Below are 23,153 nucleotides of genomic sequence, written 5' to 3'. Positions count from 1 at the left end.
CATTCCTCGGCGGCCAGATTGTTGTTTTTGGCCTGAAGGCGGGCTCAGTCATCCATAACAGTCGCTGGCGATTGCGCAGGCACGAGGCCTGGGTGGAAATCCAAAGCCAGTTCCGTGCCAAGCATGCGCAAACGATAAGCGCCCGGTCGTATATCCAGCGGTGCCAGCAATGCACCGGACAACACGACCTGCCCGGCGTCCACGGGATAACCGTCCGCCAACAGACGCCGCACCAGCCAGCACAGGTTGAACAGAGGGTTGTCTTCGCGCGTCTGGGTATCACCGCTGCCGAGCAATGCGCCGTCATGCTCCAGGCGATACTCCACGCACGCATGCCGCACCGCATCGAACGACACGCGCGGCCCGACACAGTAAAGCCCTGCGGCGGCGTTATCGGCCAGGAACGTACCCAGCCCGAAAGCCCAGCCCTGCCAGCGGCAGTCGGCGATTTCGAAGGCCGGGGCCACCTCGGCAATTGCCGCCAGAATCTCCTCGTCAGGGTAATCGCCTGGCGCCAGGGGCCGCCCGAACACCAGCGCCAGTTCAACCTCAAGCTTGGGCTGGATCAGCCGCTCGAACGACACCGCGCTGCCCGGCTCGACCGCCATGGCCGACGTGAGCGCGCCATACACCGGTTCGTCGAGGCCAAAACGCGCCTGCGCCGCCCGGCCGGCAAAGGCCACCTTCCAACCACTCAGGCGCTCGCCACCTGCCAGACGCTGGGCCAAGCCCTGGCGCAACAGGGAGTAACCTTGCTGCTTGTCCAGTGCCTCGGGCGGCAACGGTGCGATGGCCCGGGCGCTATGCCCGGCCTCGTGCAGTTGGTCGAGCAACTCGTCAGCGCCACTCATGACAGTTGCTCCGCCAGCTTGCGCAGCACGCCGTCAAGCCGCTCAGGCGTGGTGATGGCGGCGACGAAGCGGTCCGGACGCACCACGACGATGCAGTCGCGCACCTTGGAGAACCATTCGCCCAGGCGGTTATCCACATCCTCCACACTCAAGGCATCATTGGCTTTCAACGGCTGGTTCCGCCCGACGCCGCTGCGCGAACGATTGACCTGGATGAAACGTGTATCCCAGCGCGTCCAATACTCGGCCATCGCCTCACTGAGATGCTCACGCGGGTTCACGCGATACCCCAGCACGGCATAACCATTGCCGAGCACCTCGTCCAGGCGCCGCCGCTGGCCCTGGTCGTCTTCGATGTTCGGCTGGATGAACAACTGCCCGACCAGATCGTCCTCTCGCAACTCGGCCCGCTCGTGATAAACCAAGCCCTTGGTGATGGTGGCCTTGGGTTTGAACTTGAATTCCAGCAAGTGCGAGCGCAGGTTATCCACGCTGTTCACCGCCTGGAACAGCCAGTCGCGCACGCCAGCCATCAGCGGGTTAGTCAAGCCGAGTACCGCCCCCATGTTGTCGGCCAGAGCCACGAGTTCGGTCGCGTGACCACGCCGCTCCTGGTCGTAGGTAGCGAGGATCGACGGCGCCGCGCGGCCCTGGATGATCGCTGCCAGTTTCCAGGCCACGTTGGCCACGTCGCGCAGGCCCGAGTTGAGACCCTGCCCGGCCCACGGCGGGGAGATATGCGCGGCGTCGCCCACCAGTGCCACACGCCCTTCGACAAAGCGCGCCGCGACCCGCGAGTGGTGGGTATAGGCACGAATACGGATGATGTTGAGGTTGTTCACGGCATCGCCGATATGCCCGTGGATCAGTTTGCGAATCGTCGCCTCTTCGCACATTTTCGCTTCGTCCTCGCCCTCCATCAGCATGAATTCCCAGCGTCGCTGCTGGTAAGGCAGGTAGATGCACACGAAGGGCCGCTGCGGGTCGGCATGCAGCGCTGTGTAGGGCGCATCAAGTGTGTCGTTGGCGGTGTCGACCACCACCCATTTGCGCGGATGGGTCAGCCCAAGCAGTTCGATGCCGAGCTTTTTGCGCACGGTGGAGCGTCCGCCGTCGGCACCGATCACATAGTCGGCCTGAAGCTGGTAGATCTCGCCTTCGGCATCGCGCACCTGCAGGGTCACACCCTCGGAATCCTGCTCGAGTTCCAGCAATTCGTGGCCCTGACGCAGCTCAACGCTGGCATGCTGGCCGAGGTGTTCACGCAGGGTACCTTCGAGCAACTGCTGCATGAAGATATTGCGCATCGGCCAGCCGTACTGCGCGGCACTCGGCTTGACCTCGGCGAAACACACACCGCGTGCGTTGTAATAGCGCAGCGGCACGTCACAGATCATGTCGCGCACCGCCAGCTCGGCGATGCCGATTCCCTGCAGCACACGCAACGCCTCATCGTCCATGCCCACTGCACGAGGATAAGGCAGGATGCCGTCGGCCAGCTCAAGGACGACGCAGTCGACACCGTACATTCCCATATAGTGCGCGGCCGTAATGCCGTTGGGGCCACCGCCCACAATGACAACTTGGGTCTTCTCCTGCTTCATCGCTATTCACCGCTTTTTTTGTTGTGGTTTGGGTCCAGCACCGCTTGATCCTGCGCGCTTATCAGTGCAGACCGTCAAGGCCCTTTACGTCTTCGGCTTTGAGCCCGCCCAACCGCGCATGCAGGCGTCCGCGCGTGGCGAAGGCCCAGATCACGACGATCTCATCCGGCGAAGGGCCGTCGCCGAAGGTCACCGAGAAACTGTCGTAGTGCGAGCGCACGTACAGGGCGTCCTTGTGCGCCAGCGGCACGTCGATGGTCGAGCCTGGGCCACCCCGCTTGCCGGTGGAGGGCACCCACGACTTGCCACCGCCCAGGGCGACGCGGATCGGATCGGCGGCCGGGTTGGTCAGGAACGCATTGCCGTGCTCGTACTCGCCTGCGCTGCCCACCAGGATGGCCTTGCCGTAACTTTCAATCTGACGCGAACCGGCCAGGGCCTGGATGCGCCGGCCGAACTCTTCACCCAGCAGCGGCGACGGCTCGATCAATTGCGAAAGGTCTTCACTGTAACGGCCGGCATACGGGTTGGCGATCACTGCAGCGACGGCGTATTTGAACACCGGCTCGCCATCGGCCAACTGGCCGGTTTCATTGGCCAGGGTCTCTTCAACGAAGCTGTACCATTTGCGGATGTGATAGCTGGCGAAATTTGCGGTTTTCATCGGGGCTGCCTCTGTTCAAAGGGGGTCGAGTGGGTCAAGCGTGATGTTGCGACTCGGCGCTCCGGCGGCCTTGAACCGGGCCTTACCGCACGCATCGTCATGCTCGGTTTCGAGAAAAAACTCCATGCGATTGCAATCGGGATCGTTGAAATACAGGCCGTTGCCGATTTCATGATCGGTAATTTTCACCACCTCCACTCCCTTCTTCAGCAACATGCCGTAGAGCTGGCGCAAGGTGGTCATGTCACCGGCGATTTCCAATCCGTAGTGCTGCAGCCCCAGCCCGCCCTGGTGGGCCCCGGGTTCTGCGCGAATCAACGCGATGTCGTGATGCTTGGTGCCAAACGCCATCATCACCCAGCTCTCGCCACGGGCACTTTCGTGCATGCCCAGAATGTCGGCATACCAGCGCGCCGACACATCAGGATCACTCACCCAGAGCGATAAGTGAGTTCGAAGGATTTCGACTTTCATCACTGTTTACCTCAGTTTTTCTTGACGATGGATTGATGCCCGGCCTTGATTTGCGCCACGGCAGGCGTCCATAGCACGTCGGCGATCTCGCTGAATTCGCGCCAGTGCTTCTGCCAGCCATCACCGCCGTTGTCGGATGTAAACAAGTGCCCATACTTGGTGCCCGCCACCATCTGGCGCGGGTTGGCCGGGTTGAAGGCAATGGCCCAGACGCAGGAATTGGGCTGCTGCGGTAACGGCAGCACGTTCCAGCTGAGGGCGGCATCATGGGAGACGAGGATCTTGCTGGTGGTGCCCGGCGTACCATCGGAAATGCTCAGGTACAGCTCGTCTTGAGTGCCCAGCGGCGCATTCATGGCACGCAGGTAGTACAGGCCGAAGGCTTCGCGACCGATAATGCCGGTCCAGGTCAGACCCTCGTCCAGGCTGCGGTAGACCGCATTCACGCAAACCACCACGATGACTTTCTTGCCGTGATTGGGCAGTACCACAATGTTGTGGATGTCCGAGTTGTAGTCCCACAGCAGTCGGTCATCGACGCGGGTCCAACTGTCGCCGCCATCGCGCGAATGGAACAGGCCACCCTCTTCCAGGCCAAACCACAGCTGATTGCGGTCGGTGGGGTCATAGGCGAAGGCCAGCAGGCGTGGGCGGCTGACACCGTCGCAGAACTCTGGAATCTCAACCGGGGCACGGTCCCAGCTCAGGCCGGCGTCGAGGGTGCGCCATAACACGGCGCGCGATGGCGCACCGGTGCCAACAAAAATCCGTTTGGCGTCCTGCGGGTCGACGGCGACTTTCCACACCGTCTCGCCGTTGAACGGCGAATCGACGCGCTGCCAATGGCCACCGGTGTCGCGGCTGATGCACAAGCCCACGTCCGTGCCGGCGTAGATCACTTCGGGTGCGTCGGGATGCACGCTCAGGGATCGGGTGATCGCATCGAACTCCAGGTCCTGCCCCAGGCCCAGGCGATGCCAGGTCTTGCCATCGTCGGCGCTGCGGATCACCGCTTGCCCGACGGTGGCGACCAGAAGGGTTCCATTACTCATCTGTGATACTCCTCAGATATAGATGCCACGGGTCAAACCGCCGTCGATGCCGATGGATTCACCGGTCACCGCAGCAGCTTTCGGCGACGCCAGGAAGCCAATCAGCCAGCCCATTTCAATCGGTGCGAGGGTGCGGCGAATCGGCGTCGCGTCGATGTAGGCCTGCTCGACCTGCTCGGCGGTCTTGCCCTGCTTGACTGCTTCGCGCTCGTACAACTCCTGGATATGCGGGGTATCGACGACGCCGGGGTGAATCAGGTTGACCGTGATGCCCGAAGGGCCGAGCTGGTCGGACAGGGTCTTGGTCATGTGGGCGATGGCCAGGTTGCGCATGCCCGAGAGCACTTTGCTGCTGCGCCCGGTGAGGCCGCCGATGTTGATGATGCGCCCGAAGCCGCCCGCCTTCATGTGCGGGGTCACGGCCTTGGCGCACCGGAAGTAGCCGATCACCTTGGTGTTGAGGTCCGACAGCAGTTCATCGTCGCCGGCGTGTTCGATGTCATTGCGCACCACACCCGACGGCGCTGCGGCACCGTTGACCAGGATGTCGATGCGGCCGAAATGCTTGTGCGCCGCCTCGACCATCTCCGACACGGCCTTCATGTCATTGGTGTCACAGAACAGCGGCAGTACTTCATTGCCGGTCTGTGCAGTGATCTCTTCGGCCGCCAGTTGCAGGAACGCCATGCGCCGCGCGCAGATCACCACCTTGCAGCCTTCCTCGGAGAGAAAACGTGCGACTTCCTTGCCGATGCCCATACCGCCACCGGTGACAATGGCCACGCGGCCTTTCAATTCCAGATCCATAGCAATTACCTCTTGTGATTATTCAGTTCAGGCCAGATCGACAAACACGCTTTTGGTCTCGGTGTAGGCATCGATCACGTTTTTACCCATCTCCCGGCCCCAGCCGGATTGTTTGTAGCCACCGAACGGTGAAGAGGGATCGACCACGTTCCAGCAGTTGATCCAGACCGAGCCAGCCTTGAGCTGTGCAGCCACGCGGTGCGCCGAGCGCAAGTCGCGGGTCCACAGGCCAGCAGCGAGGCCATACGGCGAATCGTTGGCGCGCAGCACCAGTTCATCGATTTCGGTCCAGCTCATGACGGTCAGTACCGGGCCGAAGATTTCTTCTCGGGCCACACAGGCGCGCTCGGCACGGTCGAGGAACACGCTCGGTTGAATGAAATGCCCATGCTCGAGGTGTTCGGGACGGCCGCCGCCGCAGATCAGTTCGGCGCCCTCCTCCTGGCCCCGCTGCAGGTAACCCTTGACGGTCTTCAACTGCCGCGCGGACACCAACGGCCCCATGCTGTTGGCCGGGTCCAGGCCATTGCCCAGGACATAGGCGGCAGCGTGGCGCTGCAGTTCTTCGAGCACCTGGTCGAGCACACTGGCGTGGACATACAGGCGCGAGCCCGCCGTGCATACCTGGCCCTGGTTGTAGAAAATCCCATCGGCGGCCCCCTTGGCGGCGCGCGCAATGTCGGCATCGGGCAGGATGATGTTCGGCGACTTGCCGCCCAGCTCCAGCGAGACCTTTTTCATGTTGCTGGTGGCCGCCTGGGCGATCAGCCGCCCGACTTGGGTCGAGCCGGTAAAGGCGATCTTGTCCACATCGGGGTGCTGTGCCAATGGTGCGCCAGTTTCGGCGCCCAGGCCTGTGATCAGGTTGACCACGCCGGCGGGGAAGCCTGCAGCCTCGATCAGTTGCACCAGGCGGATCGCGATCAGCGGCGTTTGTTCGGCGGGCTTAAGCACCGCCACGCAACCGGTGGCCAACGCGGGGCCGAGCTTCCAAACGCACATGGTCAACGGGAAGTTCCACGGCACGATCAGCGCGCAGACCCCCACCGGTTCGCGCAGCGTGTAGTTGAGCATCGGCGCGCCGCTGGCCGGCGATACGGGCAGCGTGCTGCCTTCGATCTTGGTGGGCCAGCCGGCAAAGTAGCGAATGATGTTCGCCGCGCTGGCCGCTTCACCGCGCGCGTTGGCGATAGGCTTGCCGTTCTCCAGCGTGATCAGTTGCGCGAGTTCCTCGCGGTGCTGGTCCAACAGATCGGCCAGGCGAAACAGCAACAGGCCGCGCTGCGCCGGTGACTGCAAGGCCCAGGTGCCGGTAAAGGCTGCGCGCGCGGCCGCAACGGCCGCATTCACATCACGCTCATCGCCTTGGGCGACTTCGGTCAGGGTCTGTTCGGTGGCCGGGTTTTCCACGGCAAAGCGACGACCGCTGGCGGCGTCCTGCCAGGTGCCGCCGATAAACAGGCGGCCTGGCTGGGCCAGGAACGCCTGGACGGCAGGTAATAATTCGGGCTGATACATAATCGACTCCTTCACAGCGCCATTTCGATCAGGCAAGGACCACGGTCGGCCTTGGCATTGGCCAGCGCGCGTTGCAGTTCGGCATTGGTCTGTACCGTGCAGGCCGGTACCCCGTAGCCTTTGGCCAAGGCCTTCCAGTCAATACGCGGGCTGTCGAGCACGGTCAGGCGCAGGGCTTGCGGGTCCATTTCGGTCATGCCGAAACGGCGCAGCTCGTTCTGCAAAATCGCGTAGCGATGGTTGGCGGCAATCAGGATCACCACCGGCAACTGCTCGCGGGCGATGCTCCACAGGGTTTGAATGGTGTACTGGGCGCTGCCGTCCGATTGCAGGCAGAACACGCTATTGCCGCGTTCCGCCAAGGCGGCACCGAACCCCACCGGAATCCCCTGGCCAATCGCGCCACCGGTATTGGTCAATACCCGATGCCGAGCGGCGCGGGCGGAGGCGGTAAAAAAGGGATAGCCGCAGGTGCCGCCCTCAACCGAGACGATGCTGTCTTCGGGCAGTGACGCGGCCAGCACTTGGCCGATGGATTGCGGCGTCAGCTCGGCATGGCCGGGCGGTAGTTCGATACCCTGCGGGGTCGGCACATAGGCCGGTGCATTCAGGGCATCGGCCAACGCCGCCAGCGCGCCGGCGACATCGTCACCGACTTCTGCCAGCGTCAGCAGACGTTCACGTTCTGCGAGGCGCGACGGGATGCCTTCGTAGCCAAAGTAGCTAATGGGCTCGGGCACGCCAGCACAAATGACCAGGTCGTACTGCTCAAGAATTTCAATCGCCACTTCCGGGAAATACGGCAGGCGATCCAGGTCCGGCAAGCCACCGCCACGGTAGCTCAGGCGCGGAAAGGTCTCGGCAAACAGGCGCACGCCGGGCAGTTGCGCCAGGCGCCCCGCTGCTTCCAGGCCCGCGACCGACAAGCCCTCATCGCCGACGATAAACACCAGCCGCTGACCATCACGCAGTGCCTGCGCCACGGTTTCTACCCGGTCACCGGCAAACCGGCGAACCGGCGCGCGCAACGGGGCGAATACACCGTTGTGCGTCACCGCGTGGGCTTGCAGGTCCATAGGCAGGATCAAACTGGCGATCTGGCCTTTGGCCTGCCACGCCGCACGCACGGCTTCCTGCAAGTCTTCACCGATACCCGCCGCCGTGCGCGAGGTACGCACCCAACCAGAAACGGTGCCGGCTAAGGCCTGGATGTCGCTGGCCAAGGGCGGATCGTAGTTGACATGCCAGGAGGCGTGATCGCCGATGACGTTGACGATCGGCGTATTGGCCCGACGCGCGTTATGCAGGTTGGCGATGCCATTGGCAAAGCCCGGGCCCAAGTGAGTCAGGGTCATTGCCGGCTTGCCGGCGATGCGGCCATAGCCGTCAGCGGCGCCGGTGCAGACCCCTTCGAACAGCGACAACACCGGCTTGAGAGCAGGTGCGCTGGCCATGGCCGCCACCAGCGGAATCTCGGTGGTGCCCGGGTTGGCAAAGCAGTACTCGATACCGCTTGCCGCTGCCGCATTCACTATCAGTTGCGCGCCATTCATTGTCAGCCCTCTCGCTTGAGCGTTTTATTTGTTGAGATTTATCACACAATATAGAGAGCCAGACAAGCATTTTATGAATTAAATCTCTTAATCTGAGATTTAAGTGAATTTATAATCTGAAAAGATTAGCCTGTCGACCTGCAGGGTCGGGTTTGCTCGAGAATGCGGTTTGTCAGTAACTTCCATCACTGGCCCACCGCTTTCACGAGCAAGACCGCTCCCACATTGGATCTGCGCTGTTTTCGCCTATAGTGCTTACCCGCATGCCATCCCTTCTCTAGGAACGAAATGAGCAGCCTGAGTAAATTGCTGAATGTCCTGGACCTGTTCGGTCCGGCGACGTTGAAGATCGACCCGGACACCATCGCCGAGCGCATGGGCCTGTCGCGCGCCACCGCGTATCGCTATGTCAAGGAATTGTGCGACGCCGGCCTGCTGACCCGCGTGGACGCCGGCCACTACGGCCTGGGGCCGCGCGTGATCGAGCTGGACTGGATGATGCGCCAGTACGACCCCATCCTTCTGGCGGGGCGCGAGCTGATGCACGAGCTGTCGGCGCAGACCGGCCTGGCGGTGTTCGCCAGCGTCTTCTACGACGGACGCATCATCAACACCTACATTGCCGAACCCACCGACACGTATCACTTCTCCTTCGGGCGCGGGCATCCGCTGCCCTTTTTTCGCGGCGCGCAGTCCAAGGTATTGATCGCTTTCCAGAAAGGTCGACGCCTGCAGCGTCTGTTCGAAGAGCATATGGCCAGCGACCCGGAAAGCCCGTACGACTGGGCCAGCTTTGCCAAGGCCACAAAGAAGATTCGCAAGGATGGGTACTGCATGACCCATGATGAACTCAACCTCGGCCTGACCGGCATCGCCGCGCCCATCATCCAGCCGGATATCGACGAGGTGATCGGCAGCCTGTCCGCCGTCGGCAGCACCCAGAGCTTCAAGCTGCTGCGCCAGGAAACCGTGATTGAAATGGTCATGGACACCACCCGCCGGATTGCCGAGAACCTGCGCAATCCGCCGGGCGCCGCCGCATCCTGAGGTTCAGGCGCGGCGGCTGCGGTGGGCTAGAACGGCACGGCGATGGTCAACTGGCTGTAAACGTTGGTGCCGTTGCCGGCGACCTGGTTGCCGCCCGTGGTGGCGTCCTGCTTGGGCTTGTAGAGGCCGATCAGCGGCGTGACGATCAGGTGCGGGTTGACGGCCCACTCGGCGTATACATCCAGCTCCCGAGCATTGAGGTTCAGCGCATTGCTCTTGCGCACGGTGTCGAAGTCGAAGTACAGCGCACCCAGGGTCAGGTTTTCCAGAGGCGTGGCCTTGAGGGCCACGTGCTGGATGCTGGTGTTGCTGTTGAACGGCCCGGCATAGTTGCCCGCGACTTCGCCCTGCAGCCAGGTGCCATAGCCAGTGCTCAAGCCGGTGAACAGCGAATCCCACTGCTGTGAGTAGCGGGTGTAGCGGTAGCTGACCTTTGGCGTCCAAGCGACATCGGCAAAGGTGTAGCCGGCTTCGCCGTACCAGGCTTTTTCGGGACCGGTGTCCTTGTCCTGCCAGGCATATTCGAACGCCAGGCTGACATTCGGCAGACCTGCGTCGCCTTCGCCGCGCACGCTGTAGACATTCATGCCCTTGCGCTGGCGCTGAAAATCACTGGCCCAGCGTTCGTTCACATCGATGCCGTGCACCCAGGTCAAGCCCAGTGTGCCCGGCTTGGTGGTGTAATCCAGGGTACCGGCGGCCACTTCGGTTTCAGCCTGGGCGCGGTTATCGGACTTGAGCCACAACAGGCTGCCGTGCAGACCATCCTTGCCGCCCAGCCGCAGGAACGCGGTTTGATCGAAGGCGTGCCGCGCGGCCAGGTAATACGCACCGCCACGATTCATCGTGCCATTGGCCGGCCCCTTGCCCAGGTTCGGACCGTCGTCGTTGATCAGGAAGCCACTGCCGAGCTTGACCACCTGGCGACCGCCGGAAATGTCCACGCCGTCCTTGCCCAAGGCCGGAAACAGGTCGCCGGAGCGCCAGCCCAGGTACGCATCTTCGATTTTGGTGGTGCGTTCGCTGCCCAGGGTATTGCCGGCCGGGTCGCCGTCACCCCAAGTCGCGGAACTGACCAGCGCGAAGGCGCCATAGGCGGTGCCATTGCCGGCCAGGGACTGGTCGCCGCTCAAGCCATACTTGATGAAACCTTCGCGCCAGGTCGAACCGCCCGGCGTGCCGTCATAGTTCTTGCGGCTGTTGAACATGCCGAACACGGCGGTCATGTCGGCATTCAGATGCCGGCTCTCATCGCTGTACAACTCATAGGCCTGGGCCTGGCTGATGGCGCAAAGCGTCAACGTACAGGCCAACGTACCGCTGAGAAATGACGTGGAGGGATACCGCATGATCGAAGCTCCTTGGGTGCGCCTTTTGAGAGGCTGTCTTAGTTGTTGAGGCGTTATTCGGCTGCGCGCTTGTTGACGAACAGCAACTGTTGGCCGGTAAATTCCAGCAACCCTTCCAGGCCGAACTCGACGCCGAAGCCGGACATCTTGCTGCCGCCGAACGGCGTGTTCGGCTGAATGCGCGCGTGGCAGTTGACCCAGGCCACGCCACTCTCCAGACGGCTGGCCAATGCCTGCGCCTGCTCAACGTCCGGGCCCCAGACAGAACCGCCCAGGCCCATGTCGCCGGCATTGGCGCGGCGCAGCACATCCTCGACATCCTGATAAGCGATCAGAGGCAATACCGGCCCGAACTGTTCCTCATCGACCAGACGCTGGCCATCGGTCACATCCGCCACCAGCGTGGGCGGGTAGAAGAACCCAGGGCGATCCAGGCGTGCGCCGCCACACAGCACCCGCGCACCGTGTGCCCGCGCGTCGGCAATCAGGGCGTCCACCAGTTGCAGTTGATCAAGGTTCTGCACCGGGCCGAAGTTGACGCCGGGCTCCAGGCCATCACCGACCACCTGGCGCTCGGCAATCCGCGTCAGGGCCTCGGCAAACGCCTGGTACTGGGATTCGTGAATGTACAAGCGCTTGAGTGCGGCGCAGGTCTGGCCCATGTTGAGGAAGGCGGCCTGGAAGATCTCTTCGGCCACCTCCTCCACCGACGTACCCGGCAATACAATCGCCGCGTCGTTGCCGCCCAGTTCCAGGGTAAGGCGCTTGAGGTTGGTGGCGGCCCCGCGCATCACGCTTTGGCCGGTGGCGGTGGAGCCGGTGAACACAATCTTCTGGATCCCCGGGTGCGACGTGATCGCGCTGCCGAAACCCTGCTCGCCGGTCACGCAGTTGATCACACCGTGTGGCACATGGCGCCCGATAATTTCGACCAGGCGCAACGTGCTAAGCGGCGTCAGGCTCGATGGCTTGCTGATCACGCAGTTACCCGCGCGCAGCGCCGGCATGATGTGCCACACGGCGATCATGAAAGGCCAGTTCCACGGCGTGATGGACGCCACCACCCCCAAGGGCTTGCGGTGCAGTTCGATGCGCTGGGTCGGGGTTTCTTCCACCAGTTCCACGGCGATCTCCTGCCCGGCGGCGTAGCGGGTCCAGGCGGCGGCGCCCATGACTTCGGAAAACGCCAGCTCAAGCGGTTTTCCTTGCTCCTGCACGATCAGCCGGGCCAGTGCATCAGCGTCCTTTTCGATCGCATCGGCAATCGCATTGAGGTGCTCACAGCGCTGCCCATGGGTACTGTGGCGCCAGGTCTTGAAAGCGGCCTGAGCGGCGGCCACCGCCTCGTCCAACTGGGACAGCGAGCCGGCCGGGCATTGGGCGAATGCGGCGCCGGTGGCCGGATTGATCACGTCAAACTGGCCGTTTTCACCGGCAACCGAAACGCCGTTGATGAGCATCTTGTAATGGTGCATATGCAATTTCCTTTAACGCAGACGAGCCCTGCCGCACAACGGCAGTGAACAATTCACAGGAGAGAGGTTTCGAACCAGGCCTTAGAGTTTGTGACTGCCCAGGGCCAGGAACCGCTGCGGCGACACCTTGCGCAGGCGCGCGGCGAGATACAGGCCGCCCAGCAGGGCTGCGGGAATCACCGCGCACAAGCTGTAGGACAAGAGCTGGCTGGCCCCCGTCAGCACATCGAAATGCGCCACCGCCAGTACGAGCACGCTCAGCAATGCCAGGCACGACACCACCGGCAGAATGCGCCCTCGCAGCAGGCCGACTTTGAGTTCGGGGTGCCGATGGAAATACACGCAGATTGCGATCGAGGTCATCGCCATCAGCAGGATCACGCACAGGGTTGCCAGGTTGGAGAACCAGGCGAACAGTTGCAGGATCGGGTCGGCGTCCATCGCGGCGAAGATCAATACCACCACGGCCGCGATCAGGCTCTGCAAAGCAGACCCCATGTGCGGGCTCTGGTGCACGCGGTGGGTGGTGCCCAGCACGCTGTGCAGCAAGCCGTCACGGCCGATGGCGTAGAAGTAGCGCGCTGCGGCGTTATGGAACGCCAACAGCCCGGCGTAGATGCTGACCATGAATAGCACGCGGATGACCAGGGTCAGGTGCGGGCCGACGAAGTGATCGGACATGCCGTAGATAAAGGTGGTGGGGTCTTGCATGGCTTGCAGCATCGGCACGATCTTGTCTGCGCCCACTCCCACGACCATCGACCATACCGACAGCGCATAGAACCCACCGATCAGCAACACCGAACTGTAGGTCGCGATTGGGATGGTGCGCTTCGGGTCTTTCGCTTCTTCACCGTAGATAGTGGTGGCCTCGAAGCCGATGAAGGCGGCGAAACAGAACAGCAGACCAATGGACGGAGTGCCGCTGAACACATGCTGACTGGTAAATGAGTCAAGATTGACTCCGCTGTCACCCCCGGTTTTCAGAATGGCAAAGTCGAGGATCAGGATCGCCAGGTATTCGGCGATCACCACCAACGACAATACCCGCGCCGAGAGGTCGATATTGCGATAGCCGAGAAATGCAATGCTGGCCATCGCCATCAGCGAATAGGACCACCAAGGCAATATCACGCCCGCCATGCTCTCCATGGTACCGGCGACCACACCACCGAACATGCCATACAGGGCGATCTGCAAGATGTTGTAGGCGAACATCGCCAGCACTGCCGCCGAGCCGCCGGCCAGGCCGCCCAGGCCACGGGAGGTGAAGGCGTAGAAACCGCCGGCGTTGGTGACGTGGCGGGACATGGTGGTGTAACCCACCGAGAATGCCAACAGCACCAGCAATGCCAGCAGCAGTAACGCTGGGGTGCCGGCACCGTTGCCCAGCATGATGCCGATCGGGAACCCACCGGCAATCACACTGAGCGGACTTGCCGCCGAAATCACAAAGAAGATGATGAAGCCGACACCCAGGGCGCCACGCTTGAGCTCTGTAGAGCTGTTGACCGGCATAGTTACACTCATGTTCTTGACCTTATTGTATGAGGCAGTCGCTGTGGGGTGGCCCCGATCCAGCCGCTATCGGTGCCGGGTAGCGCTTTTATTCTTGAGGTTGCACGCTGGATTCGATCCTATGCCCGCCCACGCAACCCTCGCTATCCCAAATCGGTAACATCGCGGTCAGCGCCCCAAAACAGGTCAGGGCCGACTTATTCCCCCGCCGATTTGGGATAACGGCGCGGGTGTGCGCTCGTGCATGCTAGGTTCACCCGTCCTATGCCTGGCTGACCTGAAGTTGCCGGCGTTGGCCATTCAATTATCGAGCCCACACTATGCCCTCCAAGCACCGCTGGCTGATCCTTGCCATTATTTCCAGCGCATTGCTGCTCATCGTCATTGATATGACCGTGCTGTACACCGCCTTGCCCACCCTGACCCGCGAGCTCGGCGCCACGGCCTCGCAAAAGCTCTGGATTATCAATATCTACGCGCTGATCGCCGCCGGCCTGCTGCTGGGCATGGGCACGCTCGGTGATCGCCTGGGGCACAAACGGCTGTTCCTCGGCGGGTTGAGTGTGTTCGGCCTGTTCTCGCTCATCGCTGCATTCTCGCCCTCGGCCAATGTATTGATCGGCGCCCGTGGTGGCCTGGCCGTCGGCGCGGCAATGATGATGCCCGCCACCCTGGCCCTGATCCGGCTGACGTTCAGCGACGAGCGCGAACAGGCCATGGCATTTGGTATCTGGGCGTCGGTGGCCTCCGGCGGTGCGGCGCTCGGTCCGGTCGTGGGCGGCTTGTTGCTGGAGCATTTCTGGTGGGGCTCGGTGTTTCTGATCAACGTTCCGATTGTGCTGGCGGCGCTGCTGTTCGGGGCGATGCTGATCCACGCTCATCCGGGCAATGCCCAGCGGCACTGGGATTGGCTGGGGTCGCTGCAGGTCATGATCGCGTTGATCAGCCTGGCCTATGCCGTCAAGGAACTCGGCAAACGGTCGCCCTCCTTCGCGGCCATACTGGTGGCGCTACTGCTGGGGGCGTTGTTCATGACACTGTTCATTCGACGTCAGCGCCGCGTCGCGCAGCCAATGCTGGAGTTGTCGCTGTTCGGCATGCCGCTGTTCAGAAATGCCGTGATTGCGGCGCTCGCCTCAGCCGCCGCGTTTATCGGCATGGAGCTAGTGTTCAGCCAGCGCCTGCAATTGGTGTTGGGGATGTCCCCCCTGCAGGCGGCCCTGTTTATCCTGCCGCTGCCACTGGGTTCCTTCGTTGGCGGGCCACTGGCCGGCTACTACCTGTCACGCCTGGGCAATCGACGCATGTTGTTCTGGACCCTGCTGCTCTCGGCCACCGGCATGCTGGCGTACGTGTTGCTGTGCAACGCGGCGGTACCGCTGCAGGTTGCCAGCCTTGCGCTACTGGGCATGGCCATGGGCGCGGCGCTGACGGCAGCTTCCAGCACCATCATGCTCAGCGTCCCCACCGATAAGGCCGGCATGGCCGCGTCTATCGAGGAGGTTTCCTTCGAGCTGGGCGGTGCCGCCGGGGTGACGCTGGCAGGCAGCCTGTTGTCGGCGATTTATGCCGGGTGTGTCAGCCTGACGATCCCGCCGCGGCTGGGCCTGAACCCCTTTACGTTCGAGAGCCTGGACGACGCGCTGCTGGTCTCTGCAACGTTATCGACCGATGACGCGGCGCTGCTGACGGGGCTGGCACGTTCGGCGTTCGATGCCGGCTTCGTGGCGGTGCTCGCGGTGCTGACAGCCCTGTTGTTGGTTGCGGCGCTGCTGGTCAAGTTCAGCGGGCAGACGGCCGTCATAGCGCGATAACGAGAGAATTACCGAACCGGCCTCCCTAACACCCGAGACCGGCCGATATACGACATACCCAATAAGAAGTCAGTGGCCCGGGCCAACTGATGGTCAACAAGCATGCTGTTCACCTGCGAGATACTCCGATGCTCGACGCCCTCTCCATCCGTTTGAAAATCATCCTGCTTTCCGGCCTGTGCCTTCTGGGCGTAATCGGTCTGATCGTCAGCCTGAACCTCTATCAGAGTAACCAGAACAACCGGTTGATCAGTACGTCCAGCAGCAAGATGCTCACCGAGAGCGGCGAGACCCTGCTGCTGGCCAAGGCCGCCGAGCAGACGGGTAACCTGCAGCGGATCTTCGGCAACAGCCTGCTGCTCATTACCGCCCTGTCCGACCAGGCAGCACATTTGCGTAACATGGCCGCGCAGCGCGGCTTGCCGGCCGCGACGTTGCGTGAGGAGCTGAACCAGAGTCTCAAGGCAACCTTCGAGCGCAATCCGCAGATACTCGGGCTGTGGCTGGTTTTCGAGCCGAATGCGCTGGAGGGTCAAGACAGCGCATTCGCCAACGACGCCGAGCGCGCCTCCAACGAAACCGGCCGCTTTGCCAGTGCCTGGAACCGGGGCGCTGGCGAGTCGGTGAACATACTGATTCCCGAAAGCGATTTGCAGAAGACCGAGCTCAGCATCAGCGGCACCCCCTACAACAGTTGGTACACCTGCCCGCGAGACACACGGCGCACCTGCCTGATGGCGCCCTATGCCGACACCCAGGCCGGGCAGGTACAACTGATGACCACGCTGTCGATACCGTTGATTGCCGATGGCAAGGTGATCGGCGCCCTCGGCGTGGATCTCGCACTCGGCGCCCTGCAAGCGGCCGCAAACGATGCCCAGCGCATGCTGTTCAACGGCTCGGGAAGCATGCTGATCGTGTCCGACAGCGGCGTGCTCGCGGCCTACAGTAAGGATGTCGCCCAGGTTGCCAAGCCGCTCAACGTCGCATTGGGCGAGGAAAGCAAGGCGATACTTGCGGCATTGACGCAAAAAAAACCGCTGGTACTGGCCCAGAATGATTTGATCCGCGCTGTCTACCCCGTCGCACCAATCCCCGACGCGCCAGCTTGGGGGGTGGTCATTGATTTGCCCAAACAAGTCTTGCTGGCCGACTCGGTAGCGCTTCAGACCGTGCTTGACCAGACCCAAACCCGCGACACGCTGGAGTCATTGCTGGTGGCCATCGGCTCCGGGCTGTTGGGCCTGCTGCTCATTTGGTTCACTGCCTCCGGGGTGACGCGCCCGATCAACAGTGTCGCGCAGATGCTCAAGGCAATTGCCAGTGGCGACGGCGACCTGACCCAACGCCTGCACTACCGCAAGAAAGATGAACTGGGCGAACTGGTGAACGGGTTCAACCGTTTCCTCGACAAACTGCAGCCGACTGTGGCGCAGATCAAGCAGAGCATTACCGATGCGCGCGGCACCGCCGACCAGTCTTCGGAAATTGCGCGGCTGACCAGTGAAGGGATGCAGGTGCAATTTCGCGAGATCGATCAACTGGCAACCGCCTCCAACGAAATGAGCGCCACCGCCCATGAAGTCGCCCGCAGCGCCTCGAATGCCGCCCAGGCAGCACGCGGTGCCGACCAGGCGTCCAGGGATGGCATCACCCTTATCGAGCGCAGCACCCAGGACATCAATGCGTTGGCCCGCGAGGTCAGCAAGGCCGTGACGGAAGTCGAAGCCCTGGCGGTCAACAGCGAGCAGATCGGTTCGGTGCTGGAAGTGATCCGCAGCATTGCCGAGCAAACCAACCTGCTGGCACTCAACGCTGCGATCGAAGCGGCGCGTGCCGGGGAAAGCGGCCGGGGTTTTGCGGTGGTGGCCGATGAAGTCCGCAACCTGGCCAAGCGCACCCAGGATTCCGTCGAGGAAATCCGCATGGTCATCGAACGCATCCAAACCGGCACGCGGGGCGTGGTGGCGACCATGCATTCCAGCCAGACGCTCGCCCAGGACAACGCCGGGCAGATTCATCAGGCCGTGCAGGCGCTTGGCAAGATCAGCGACGCGGTAACGGTGATCAGCGACATGAACCTGCAGATTGCAAGCGCGGCGGAGGAGCAAAGTGCGGTGGCCGAAGAGGTCAATCGCAACGTCTCGACCATCCGTGGCGTGACCGAGACCCTGACGGAACAGGCCGCCGAGTCGGCGCAGATCAGCAGTCAGCTCAACGCGCGGGCCAATCAACAGATGAAGCTGATGGATCAGTTCCGCGTGTAACACACGGCGGTATGGCGGCGCGTGATGTCTGGGACGGTAATTCGGCGAACAGCGCATGGTACTCAGCCGCAAAATGGCTGAGGTGGTAGAACCCCCACTGGGCCGCGGCATCGCCAATCGAGAGATGCGCGGCCTGGGTGGACATCAAGGTGCGGCGTACGCCATTGAGCCGCACACAGCGAAGGTAGTTCAGCGGCGTGGTCTCGGCCACGGCGCGAAAGCTGTTCTGCACCGTGCGCCGGCTGATCTGGAGGCGTTCGCACAGCTCGAACACACTGGGCACGTCGAACAGCCCGGTGGTCGCCATGCGGTGGCATTTCTCGACGATAAAACTGCGCGTGGAACTGCTCGTGCGCTGCTGCTTATCGCAGGCCGGATCGGTCATGAGCTGCATCAACTCGCTGAGCATGGCCTGCTCCAGCGCCTCGTCGTGTTGCCGCTCTTGTGCGCTGTCGTGAGCATCGCTGGCCATCGCCTGGGCGAACACCGCCAGCAAGCGCCGACGGGCATCGGCGAAACGTTGGCTGGAAACCCTGATCACCGGCTGACGCAGCAACAGGCTCACATCCTTGGCCGACGCGGTTTGCGCCAGCGCCTGCTCGAACAATTCACGCTCGAACGTGATGGACAGCAGCTGCATGCCCATCGGCATATGAAACATGAACTCCTCGCCACCGCGCAGAAAGAACAGGCTGCTGTCGTCCACCTCGCGCCCCTGCATTCGCATCGAGCCGGGCACGTTGATCGGCACCGCGAAGCACATCTTGCCCCGCGGCGCGACACCGTGCTGCACGACACGCTGGTTGATCTGCTCAAGGAAAACGTGGCAACCGCCGGTGGTCAACTGCATCAGCGAACTCTCGGTCGAACCGGCGGTTAACTGGCTGTAGTCCTGGTTCCACTGCTGCACGTTGGCCGCATGAACGTGAACATCCTTAAAATGACCGACGCTGTTATTTCTCATAATGAGCGATACCCTCGGATATTTTTTATTTTAAGGTCGATTTATTTATAGATATTCTCACATAGCGCAATTAATGCAAATTTCGTGAAAGCTTCAGTTCACGCCGCCTCACCTGCGTCGGCGCCCCACATGTGCCGATTCGGGCTACCAGCCTTACCCGCGTCGCGTAGATGATCAGGCCACATCAATCAACATCGCAGAGAATCCGTCATGAGTGAAGCCAAGCTTGCAGCCCTGCATTTCGCCGATGCACCGCACATCACCTCCAGCACGCTCCCCGGCCCCAAAACGTGCGAGGCCCTGGCGCTTTCGGCGCGTACCGAGTCGATGGCGCGCGGCGGTGGACGCATGCCGATCGCCATGGACAGAGCCTTCGGCGCAACCTTCAAGGACCCGGACGGCAACACCTACATCGACCTGTCCGCCGGCGTCGGTGTCAGCAGCGTAGGCCGCTGCCACCCCAAAGTGGTGCAGGCGATTCGCGAACAGTCCGAAGTGCTGATGCATGCCCTGGAAATCAACAGCACCCGGCGTACCGAGCTGGCCGCCAAGCTGTCCGAAATCGCGCCCGAGGGTTTGCGTGGCGACTGCATCACCTTCTTCACACAAAGCGGCAGTGATGCACTGGAAGCGGCGATCAAGTTTGCCAAGCGCATCACCGGGCGGCACCAGATCATCGCCTTTCACGGCGGATACCATGGCGTGTGGAACGCTTCGGGTTCGCTGACCACTGGCACGGCCTACCGCAAAGGTTTTGGCGCGCAAATGGGTGGCGTGATTCACGCCCCCTACCCTTACGCCTACCGTTTCCCTTTCGACACCACCCACAAAAGCGCCGAGCAGATCGCCGGCGAGTACATCGACTACCTGTTGAACACTCCCTACACCGCCGCCGATGACGTGGCAGCCGTGATCGTGGAACCGGTACAGGGCGAAGGCGGCTACGTGCCCCCATCGCCGGAATTCCTGCAATTGCTGCGCAAGGCCTGCGACCGCAGCGGCACACTGCTGATCGTCGATGAAGTGCAGTCCGGCGCGGGGCGCACCGGCAAAATGTGGGCGGTCGAACATTCCGGCGTGCAGCCCGACATGCTCACCTTCGGTAAGGGCATCGGCAGCGACCTGCCCATGGCCGGCCTGATCATGCGCTCGGACCTGGCAGCGAAAATCCCCGACGGTTCCATGCCCAACACGTTCGCCGCCAACTCGTTGTCGGCCGCCGTGGCTCTGACCAACATCAGTATCCTGCAGGATCCTGAACTCGACCTGCTCAACCGCGCCCACACGCTGGGGCTGGAGGCACAGGCGCATATTCGTGGCTTCAACAGCCCGTTGGTCGGTGAAGTGCGCGGGCGCGGCCTGATGATCGGCATCGAACTGGTCGAAGACCCGCTCACCAAGGCGCCCCTGGCGGGCGAGAAGATCGGCCAACTGATGGGCTATCTGCTCAACCACGGCGTGCTGATGATTCCCTGTGGCCGCTACAGCAACGTGATGCGTGTGATGCCGTCGCTGACGATATCCCGCGAACTGTTCTTCAAGGCACTGGACATCTTCGGCGACGCCCTGGCTTCCCTCAAAGCATGATCTTGTCCATTACTGGAGGACCGCAACATGACTGAGCACTTGAATCATTTCATCGAAGGTGCGTCGTGCGAAGCCTTCGACCGTCGTCGTATAAACCTGGTCAACCCCGTGACTGAACAGGTGTACTGCAGCTCCGCGCGTGGCACCAGTGAGGACGTGGACCGTGCCGTGTCGGCTGCGCGCCAGCAACTTGAAGACGGTGAGTGGAGCCAACTCGACGGTGCCCAACGTGGCCGACTGCTGTCGAAACTGGCCGACCTGGTGGAGCGCGACACCGAGCTGCTGGCCGATATGGATGCCGACGCCATTGGACGCTCGCCGATCGAACCGCGCCGGATGGACCTGCCCAACGCGATTGCCAACCTGCGCGCCGCCGCCGGCTGGGCCAACCAGCTTGAAGGTCGCACCATTCCCACCGGTGGCTACTTCGGCACCAAAACCCTGTCGTACACGGTACGCGAGCCCGTGGGCGTAGTCGGTGCCATCGTGCCCTGGAACTCGCCGCTGATGATCACGGTGTGGAAGCTCGCCGCATTACTGGCGGCAGGCTGTACCGTGGTGGTCAAGCCATCGGAAGAAACCCCGCAGTCGGCCCTGCACCTGGCGCTGCTGGCGCAGGAAGCGGGCTTCCCGGACGGCGTGATCAACGTGGTCACCGGCTACGGCAACGAGGTCGGTCGCGCCCTGTGCGAACACCCGGATGTCGCCAAGATCAGCTTCACCGGCAGCCCCGAGGCGGGCCGTGAGATCCAGCGCACGGCTGGCGTGCTATTCAAACGCGTGGCCTTGGAACTGGGCGGCAAGAGCCCGCAGATTGTGTTCGACGATGCCTCCTTCGAGGACGCCCTGCGCGGCTGTACGCTCGGTCTGTTCGCCAACCTGGGCCAGGTGTGTGCGGCCGGCTCGCGAATCCTGGTGCAGCGCAGCATCGCCGAACGCTTCGGCGCCGCGCTGGCCGAGGCCGCACAGGCGGTGACCGTGGGCGACCCTCGCGAGCCCGGCGTACAGATGGGCCCAGTGGCCAAGAAGGCGCAATTCGATCGCGTAAACCGCTACATACAGCTGGGTATCGACCAAGGCGCCACACTGCTCGCCGGCGGCGTCTCGGCGCCTAAGAAGGGCTGGTTCGTGCGTCCGACGATCTTCGCCAACGCTCGTAACGACATGGAAATCGCCCGGGACGAGATCTTCGGTCCCGTCGGCACCCTCATTACGTTCGACAGCGAAGACGAAGCGATCGCCCTGGCCAACGACAGCAGCTACGGCCTCGCGGCCACGGTCTGGACCAGCGACCTGGTCAAAGCGCACCGTGTCGCCGCGGCGGTGAAAGCCGGCGCCGTGGGCATCAACTGCTGGAGCCCATTGGACGCCAACCTACCCTGGGGCGGCGTCAAGACCAGCGGTATCGGGCGTGAAGGTGGGTTCAGCGGCGCACTGGCCTACACCGAGGAGAAAGTCATCACCGTGCTACTGCCGGCCTGAGTGCAGCGCCTACCCCGACCGAGCCACCCTCCAACGTTGAGGGTGGCCATTCAACCGTGCATCGCTCCGTGGAGAGCCTGATATGAACCCAATAGATCAACCGACAATCGATCGGTACCCGACCTCCCTGCGCGTGTTGCACTGGGTGCGTGCCGTGCTCGTCCTGGGCCTGCTGTGGGTCGGCTGGCACATGACCGGCATGAACGATGAAGTGGCGAGCAAATACGAGCTCTATTACCCGTGGCACAAGTCCTTTGGGGTGTTGACGTTCCTGGTGGTCCTGACTCAGCTCGCCGTGCGTTTTCGCACCCCCAAGCTGCCGCAGCCGCTGGAAACCCTGGCGGGGTATGAACGGTTCCTGTCACGCCTGACCCAGCGCGTGATGTACGTGCTGCTGGTGATCGTGCCGTTGATGGGCTACTCCATGTCGAGCACCTACACGATGAGCGATGGGGTGTTCTTTTTTGGGGTTAACCTGCCGGAGCTGTTGCCGAAGAATGACGATTGGTTCGCGGTGTTCCAATGGCTGCACAAAGTCCTCGCCTATACGTTGCTGGTCCTGATCGTGCTGCATGTGGCGGGCGCCCTCAAGCATCGCTTCTACGACCGCGACCCGCGCAACGACGTGTTGCGCCGCATGCTCTGACGGGATGAGGCGACCGGTGAGTTTGTTTACAACTTGGCGACCCGACCGCTCGCTGAACGGGTCGACTTGAGCAGCACAGAGCAAATCGGTATTGATGAGTTTGCGTTGACAGGACTGCCGCCGGTACCCAGTTTGGGCGTACACCGAAAGCCATCCAGAGCCATACTGGATTTCGTCAGGAATCGCCATTCGTGATCGCTTATGTACGGCGTCTGAGTGGGGGCAAAATTGGGGGCATATTAAGATTTTTTCAAACTGAAACTACCGAGTTAGAGCCCAGTCGAAATGTTTTTTGGCGATCCTGAGAGTCTTTAGGCGTTGTCGGGCAGGCTGTTTAGCTGAGCATTTCTGGCTTTTCATGGGCATGGAGATCCTTTATTTCCAAGTCCGCCAGTCCCGCTGCCTCACCGAAATCGCCATCAACTTATTTTGGCCCAGCAAATGCAAACGGGCCCCGTCAATAAATGGTTCCGACACCTGA

Annotated in this window: 18 protein-coding genes; 6 read left to right on the top strand and 12 right to left on the bottom strand. The window is 62.3% G+C overall.

Annotated elements, in window-relative coordinates; all coding sequences use genetic code 11:
* Positions 1 to 44: 44 nt before the first annotated feature.
* The 8 genes from HDC32_RS01385 to HDC32_RS01350 all read right to left on the bottom strand — a co-directional run bounded on the left by HDC32_RS01385 (position 45) and on the right by HDC32_RS01350 (position 8,523).
* Positions 45 to 851 (bottom strand): 2-keto-4-pentenoate hydratase, encoded by an 807-nt coding sequence (locus HDC32_RS01385; protein ID WP_145338155.1) that lies wholly within the window; start codon positions 849 to 851, stop codon positions 45 to 47.
* Positions 848 to 2,455, bottom strand: a complete 1,608-nt coding sequence (locus HDC32_RS01380; protein ID WP_099491966.1) for a bifunctional 3-(3-hydroxy-phenyl)propionate/3-hydroxycinnamic acid hydroxylase — start codon at positions 2,453 to 2,455, stop codon at positions 848 to 850. Before HDC32_RS01380 ends, HDC32_RS01385 begins: the two co-directional genes overlap by 4 nt.
* A gap of 61 nt (positions 2,456 to 2,516) precedes the next feature.
* The gene (locus HDC32_RS01375) at positions 2,517 to 3,119 is read right to left on the bottom strand and encodes an amino acid synthesis family protein (protein ID WP_065930134.1); all 603 of its coding nucleotides are present in this window, start codon (positions 3,117 to 3,119) and stop codon (positions 2,517 to 2,519) included.
* Positions 3,120 to 3,134: 15 nt separating this feature from the next.
* Positions 3,135 to 3,593: a VOC family protein gene (locus HDC32_RS01370; RefSeq protein ID WP_065930135.1), complete on the bottom strand. Its 459-nt coding sequence runs from the start codon at positions 3,591 to 3,593 to the stop codon at positions 3,135 to 3,137.
* A gap of 11 nt (positions 3,594 to 3,604) precedes the next feature.
* A complete protein-coding gene (locus HDC32_RS01365; protein ID WP_078833284.1) occupies positions 3,605 to 4,645 on the bottom strand; it encodes a VPS10 domain-containing protein in 1,041 nt (346 codons plus the stop codon).
* A 12-nt stretch (positions 4,646 to 4,657) separates the two neighbouring features.
* On the bottom strand, positions 4,658 to 5,452 hold the full coding sequence (locus HDC32_RS01360) for an SDR family NAD(P)-dependent oxidoreductase (RefSeq protein ID WP_053129953.1): 795 nt from the start codon (positions 5,450 to 5,452) through the stop codon (positions 4,658 to 4,660).
* 27 nt (positions 5,453 to 5,479) lie between these two features.
* Positions 5,480 to 6,970 (bottom strand): aldehyde dehydrogenase, encoded by a 1,491-nt coding sequence (locus HDC32_RS01355; protein WP_184742163.1) that lies wholly within the window; start codon positions 6,968 to 6,970, stop codon positions 5,480 to 5,482.
* Positions 6,971 to 6,981: 11 nt separating this feature from the next.
* Entirely contained in the window at positions 6,982 to 8,523 is a 1,542-nt protein-coding gene (locus tag HDC32_RS01350) for an acetolactate synthase large subunit (protein WP_099491964.1), read from the bottom strand.
* A 288-nt stretch (positions 8,524 to 8,811) separates the two neighbouring features.
* Here HDC32_RS01350 and HDC32_RS01345 point away from each other — a divergent pair, with 288 nt between their 5' ends.
* Positions 8,812 to 9,570: an IclR family transcriptional regulator gene (locus HDC32_RS01345; RefSeq protein ID WP_065930139.1), complete on the top strand. Its 759-nt coding sequence runs from the start codon at positions 8,812 to 8,814 to the stop codon at positions 9,568 to 9,570.
* A 26-nt stretch (positions 9,571 to 9,596) separates the two neighbouring features.
* On the opposite strand, the gene HDC32_RS01340 is transcribed toward HDC32_RS01345, so the two are convergent.
* The 3 genes from HDC32_RS01340 to HDC32_RS01330 all read right to left on the bottom strand — a co-directional run bounded on the left by HDC32_RS01340 (position 9,597) and on the right by HDC32_RS01330 (position 13,924).
* On the bottom strand, positions 9,597 to 10,919 hold the full coding sequence (locus tag HDC32_RS01340; RefSeq protein WP_178116791.1) for a hypothetical protein: 1,323 nt from the start codon (positions 10,917 to 10,919) through the stop codon (positions 9,597 to 9,599).
* A gap of 53 nt (positions 10,920 to 10,972) precedes the next feature.
* Positions 10,973 to 12,394, bottom strand: a complete 1,422-nt coding sequence (locus HDC32_RS01335; protein ID WP_167655328.1) for an aldehyde dehydrogenase family protein — start codon at positions 12,392 to 12,394, stop codon at positions 10,973 to 10,975.
* A gap of 81 nt (positions 12,395 to 12,475) precedes the next feature.
* Positions 12,476 to 13,924, bottom strand: coding sequence for an APC family permease (locus HDC32_RS01330; protein WP_184742161.1), 1,449 nt, complete (start codon positions 13,922 to 13,924; stop codon positions 12,476 to 12,478).
* A gap of 308 nt (positions 13,925 to 14,232) precedes the next feature.
* On the opposite strand from HDC32_RS01330, the gene HDC32_RS01325 reads away from it, so the two are divergent.
* Positions 14,233 to 15,726, top strand: coding sequence for an MFS transporter (locus HDC32_RS01325; protein WP_184742159.1), 1,494 nt, complete (start codon positions 14,233 to 14,235; stop codon positions 15,724 to 15,726).
* 128 nt (positions 15,727 to 15,854) lie between these two features.
* A complete protein-coding gene (locus HDC32_RS01320) occupies positions 15,855 to 17,993 on the top strand; it encodes a methyl-accepting chemotaxis protein (RefSeq protein ID WP_184742157.1) in 2,139 nt (712 codons plus the stop codon).
* Here HDC32_RS01320 and HDC32_RS01315 read toward each other — a convergent pair.
* A complete protein-coding gene (locus HDC32_RS01315) occupies positions 17,941 to 18,957 on the bottom strand; it encodes a helix-turn-helix domain-containing protein (protein ID WP_099491959.1) in 1,017 nt (338 codons plus the stop codon). The genes HDC32_RS01320 and HDC32_RS01315 overlap by 53 nt on opposite strands.
* A 210-nt stretch (positions 18,958 to 19,167) precedes the next feature.
* Here HDC32_RS01315 and HDC32_RS01310 point away from each other — a divergent pair, with 210 nt between their 5' ends.
* From HDC32_RS01310 to HDC32_RS01300, 3 genes are all read left to right on the top strand, one after another.
* The gene (locus tag HDC32_RS01310; RefSeq protein ID WP_145338163.1) at positions 19,168 to 20,544 is read left to right on the top strand and encodes an aspartate aminotransferase family protein; all 1,377 of its coding nucleotides are present in this window, start codon (positions 19,168 to 19,170) and stop codon (positions 20,542 to 20,544) included.
* A gap of 27 nt (positions 20,545 to 20,571) precedes the next feature.
* Entirely contained in the window at positions 20,572 to 22,026 is a 1,455-nt protein-coding gene (locus tag HDC32_RS01305) for an aldehyde dehydrogenase family protein (RefSeq protein WP_184742155.1), read from the top strand.
* An 82-nt stretch (positions 22,027 to 22,108) separates the two neighbouring features.
* Positions 22,109 to 22,672, top strand: a complete 564-nt coding sequence (locus HDC32_RS01300) for a cytochrome b (RefSeq protein WP_126570222.1) — start codon at positions 22,109 to 22,111, stop codon at positions 22,670 to 22,672.
* Positions 22,673 to 23,153: the final 481 nt, after the last annotated feature.

This window comes from Pseudomonas sp. JAI120, assembly GCF_014207255.1.
Classification (GTDB): domain Bacteria; phylum Pseudomonadota; class Gammaproteobacteria; order Pseudomonadales; family Pseudomonadaceae; genus Aquipseudomonas.
The sequence above is the reverse complement of the archived record's forward strand: the minus strand, read 5'-3'. Positions and strand labels throughout refer to the sequence as shown.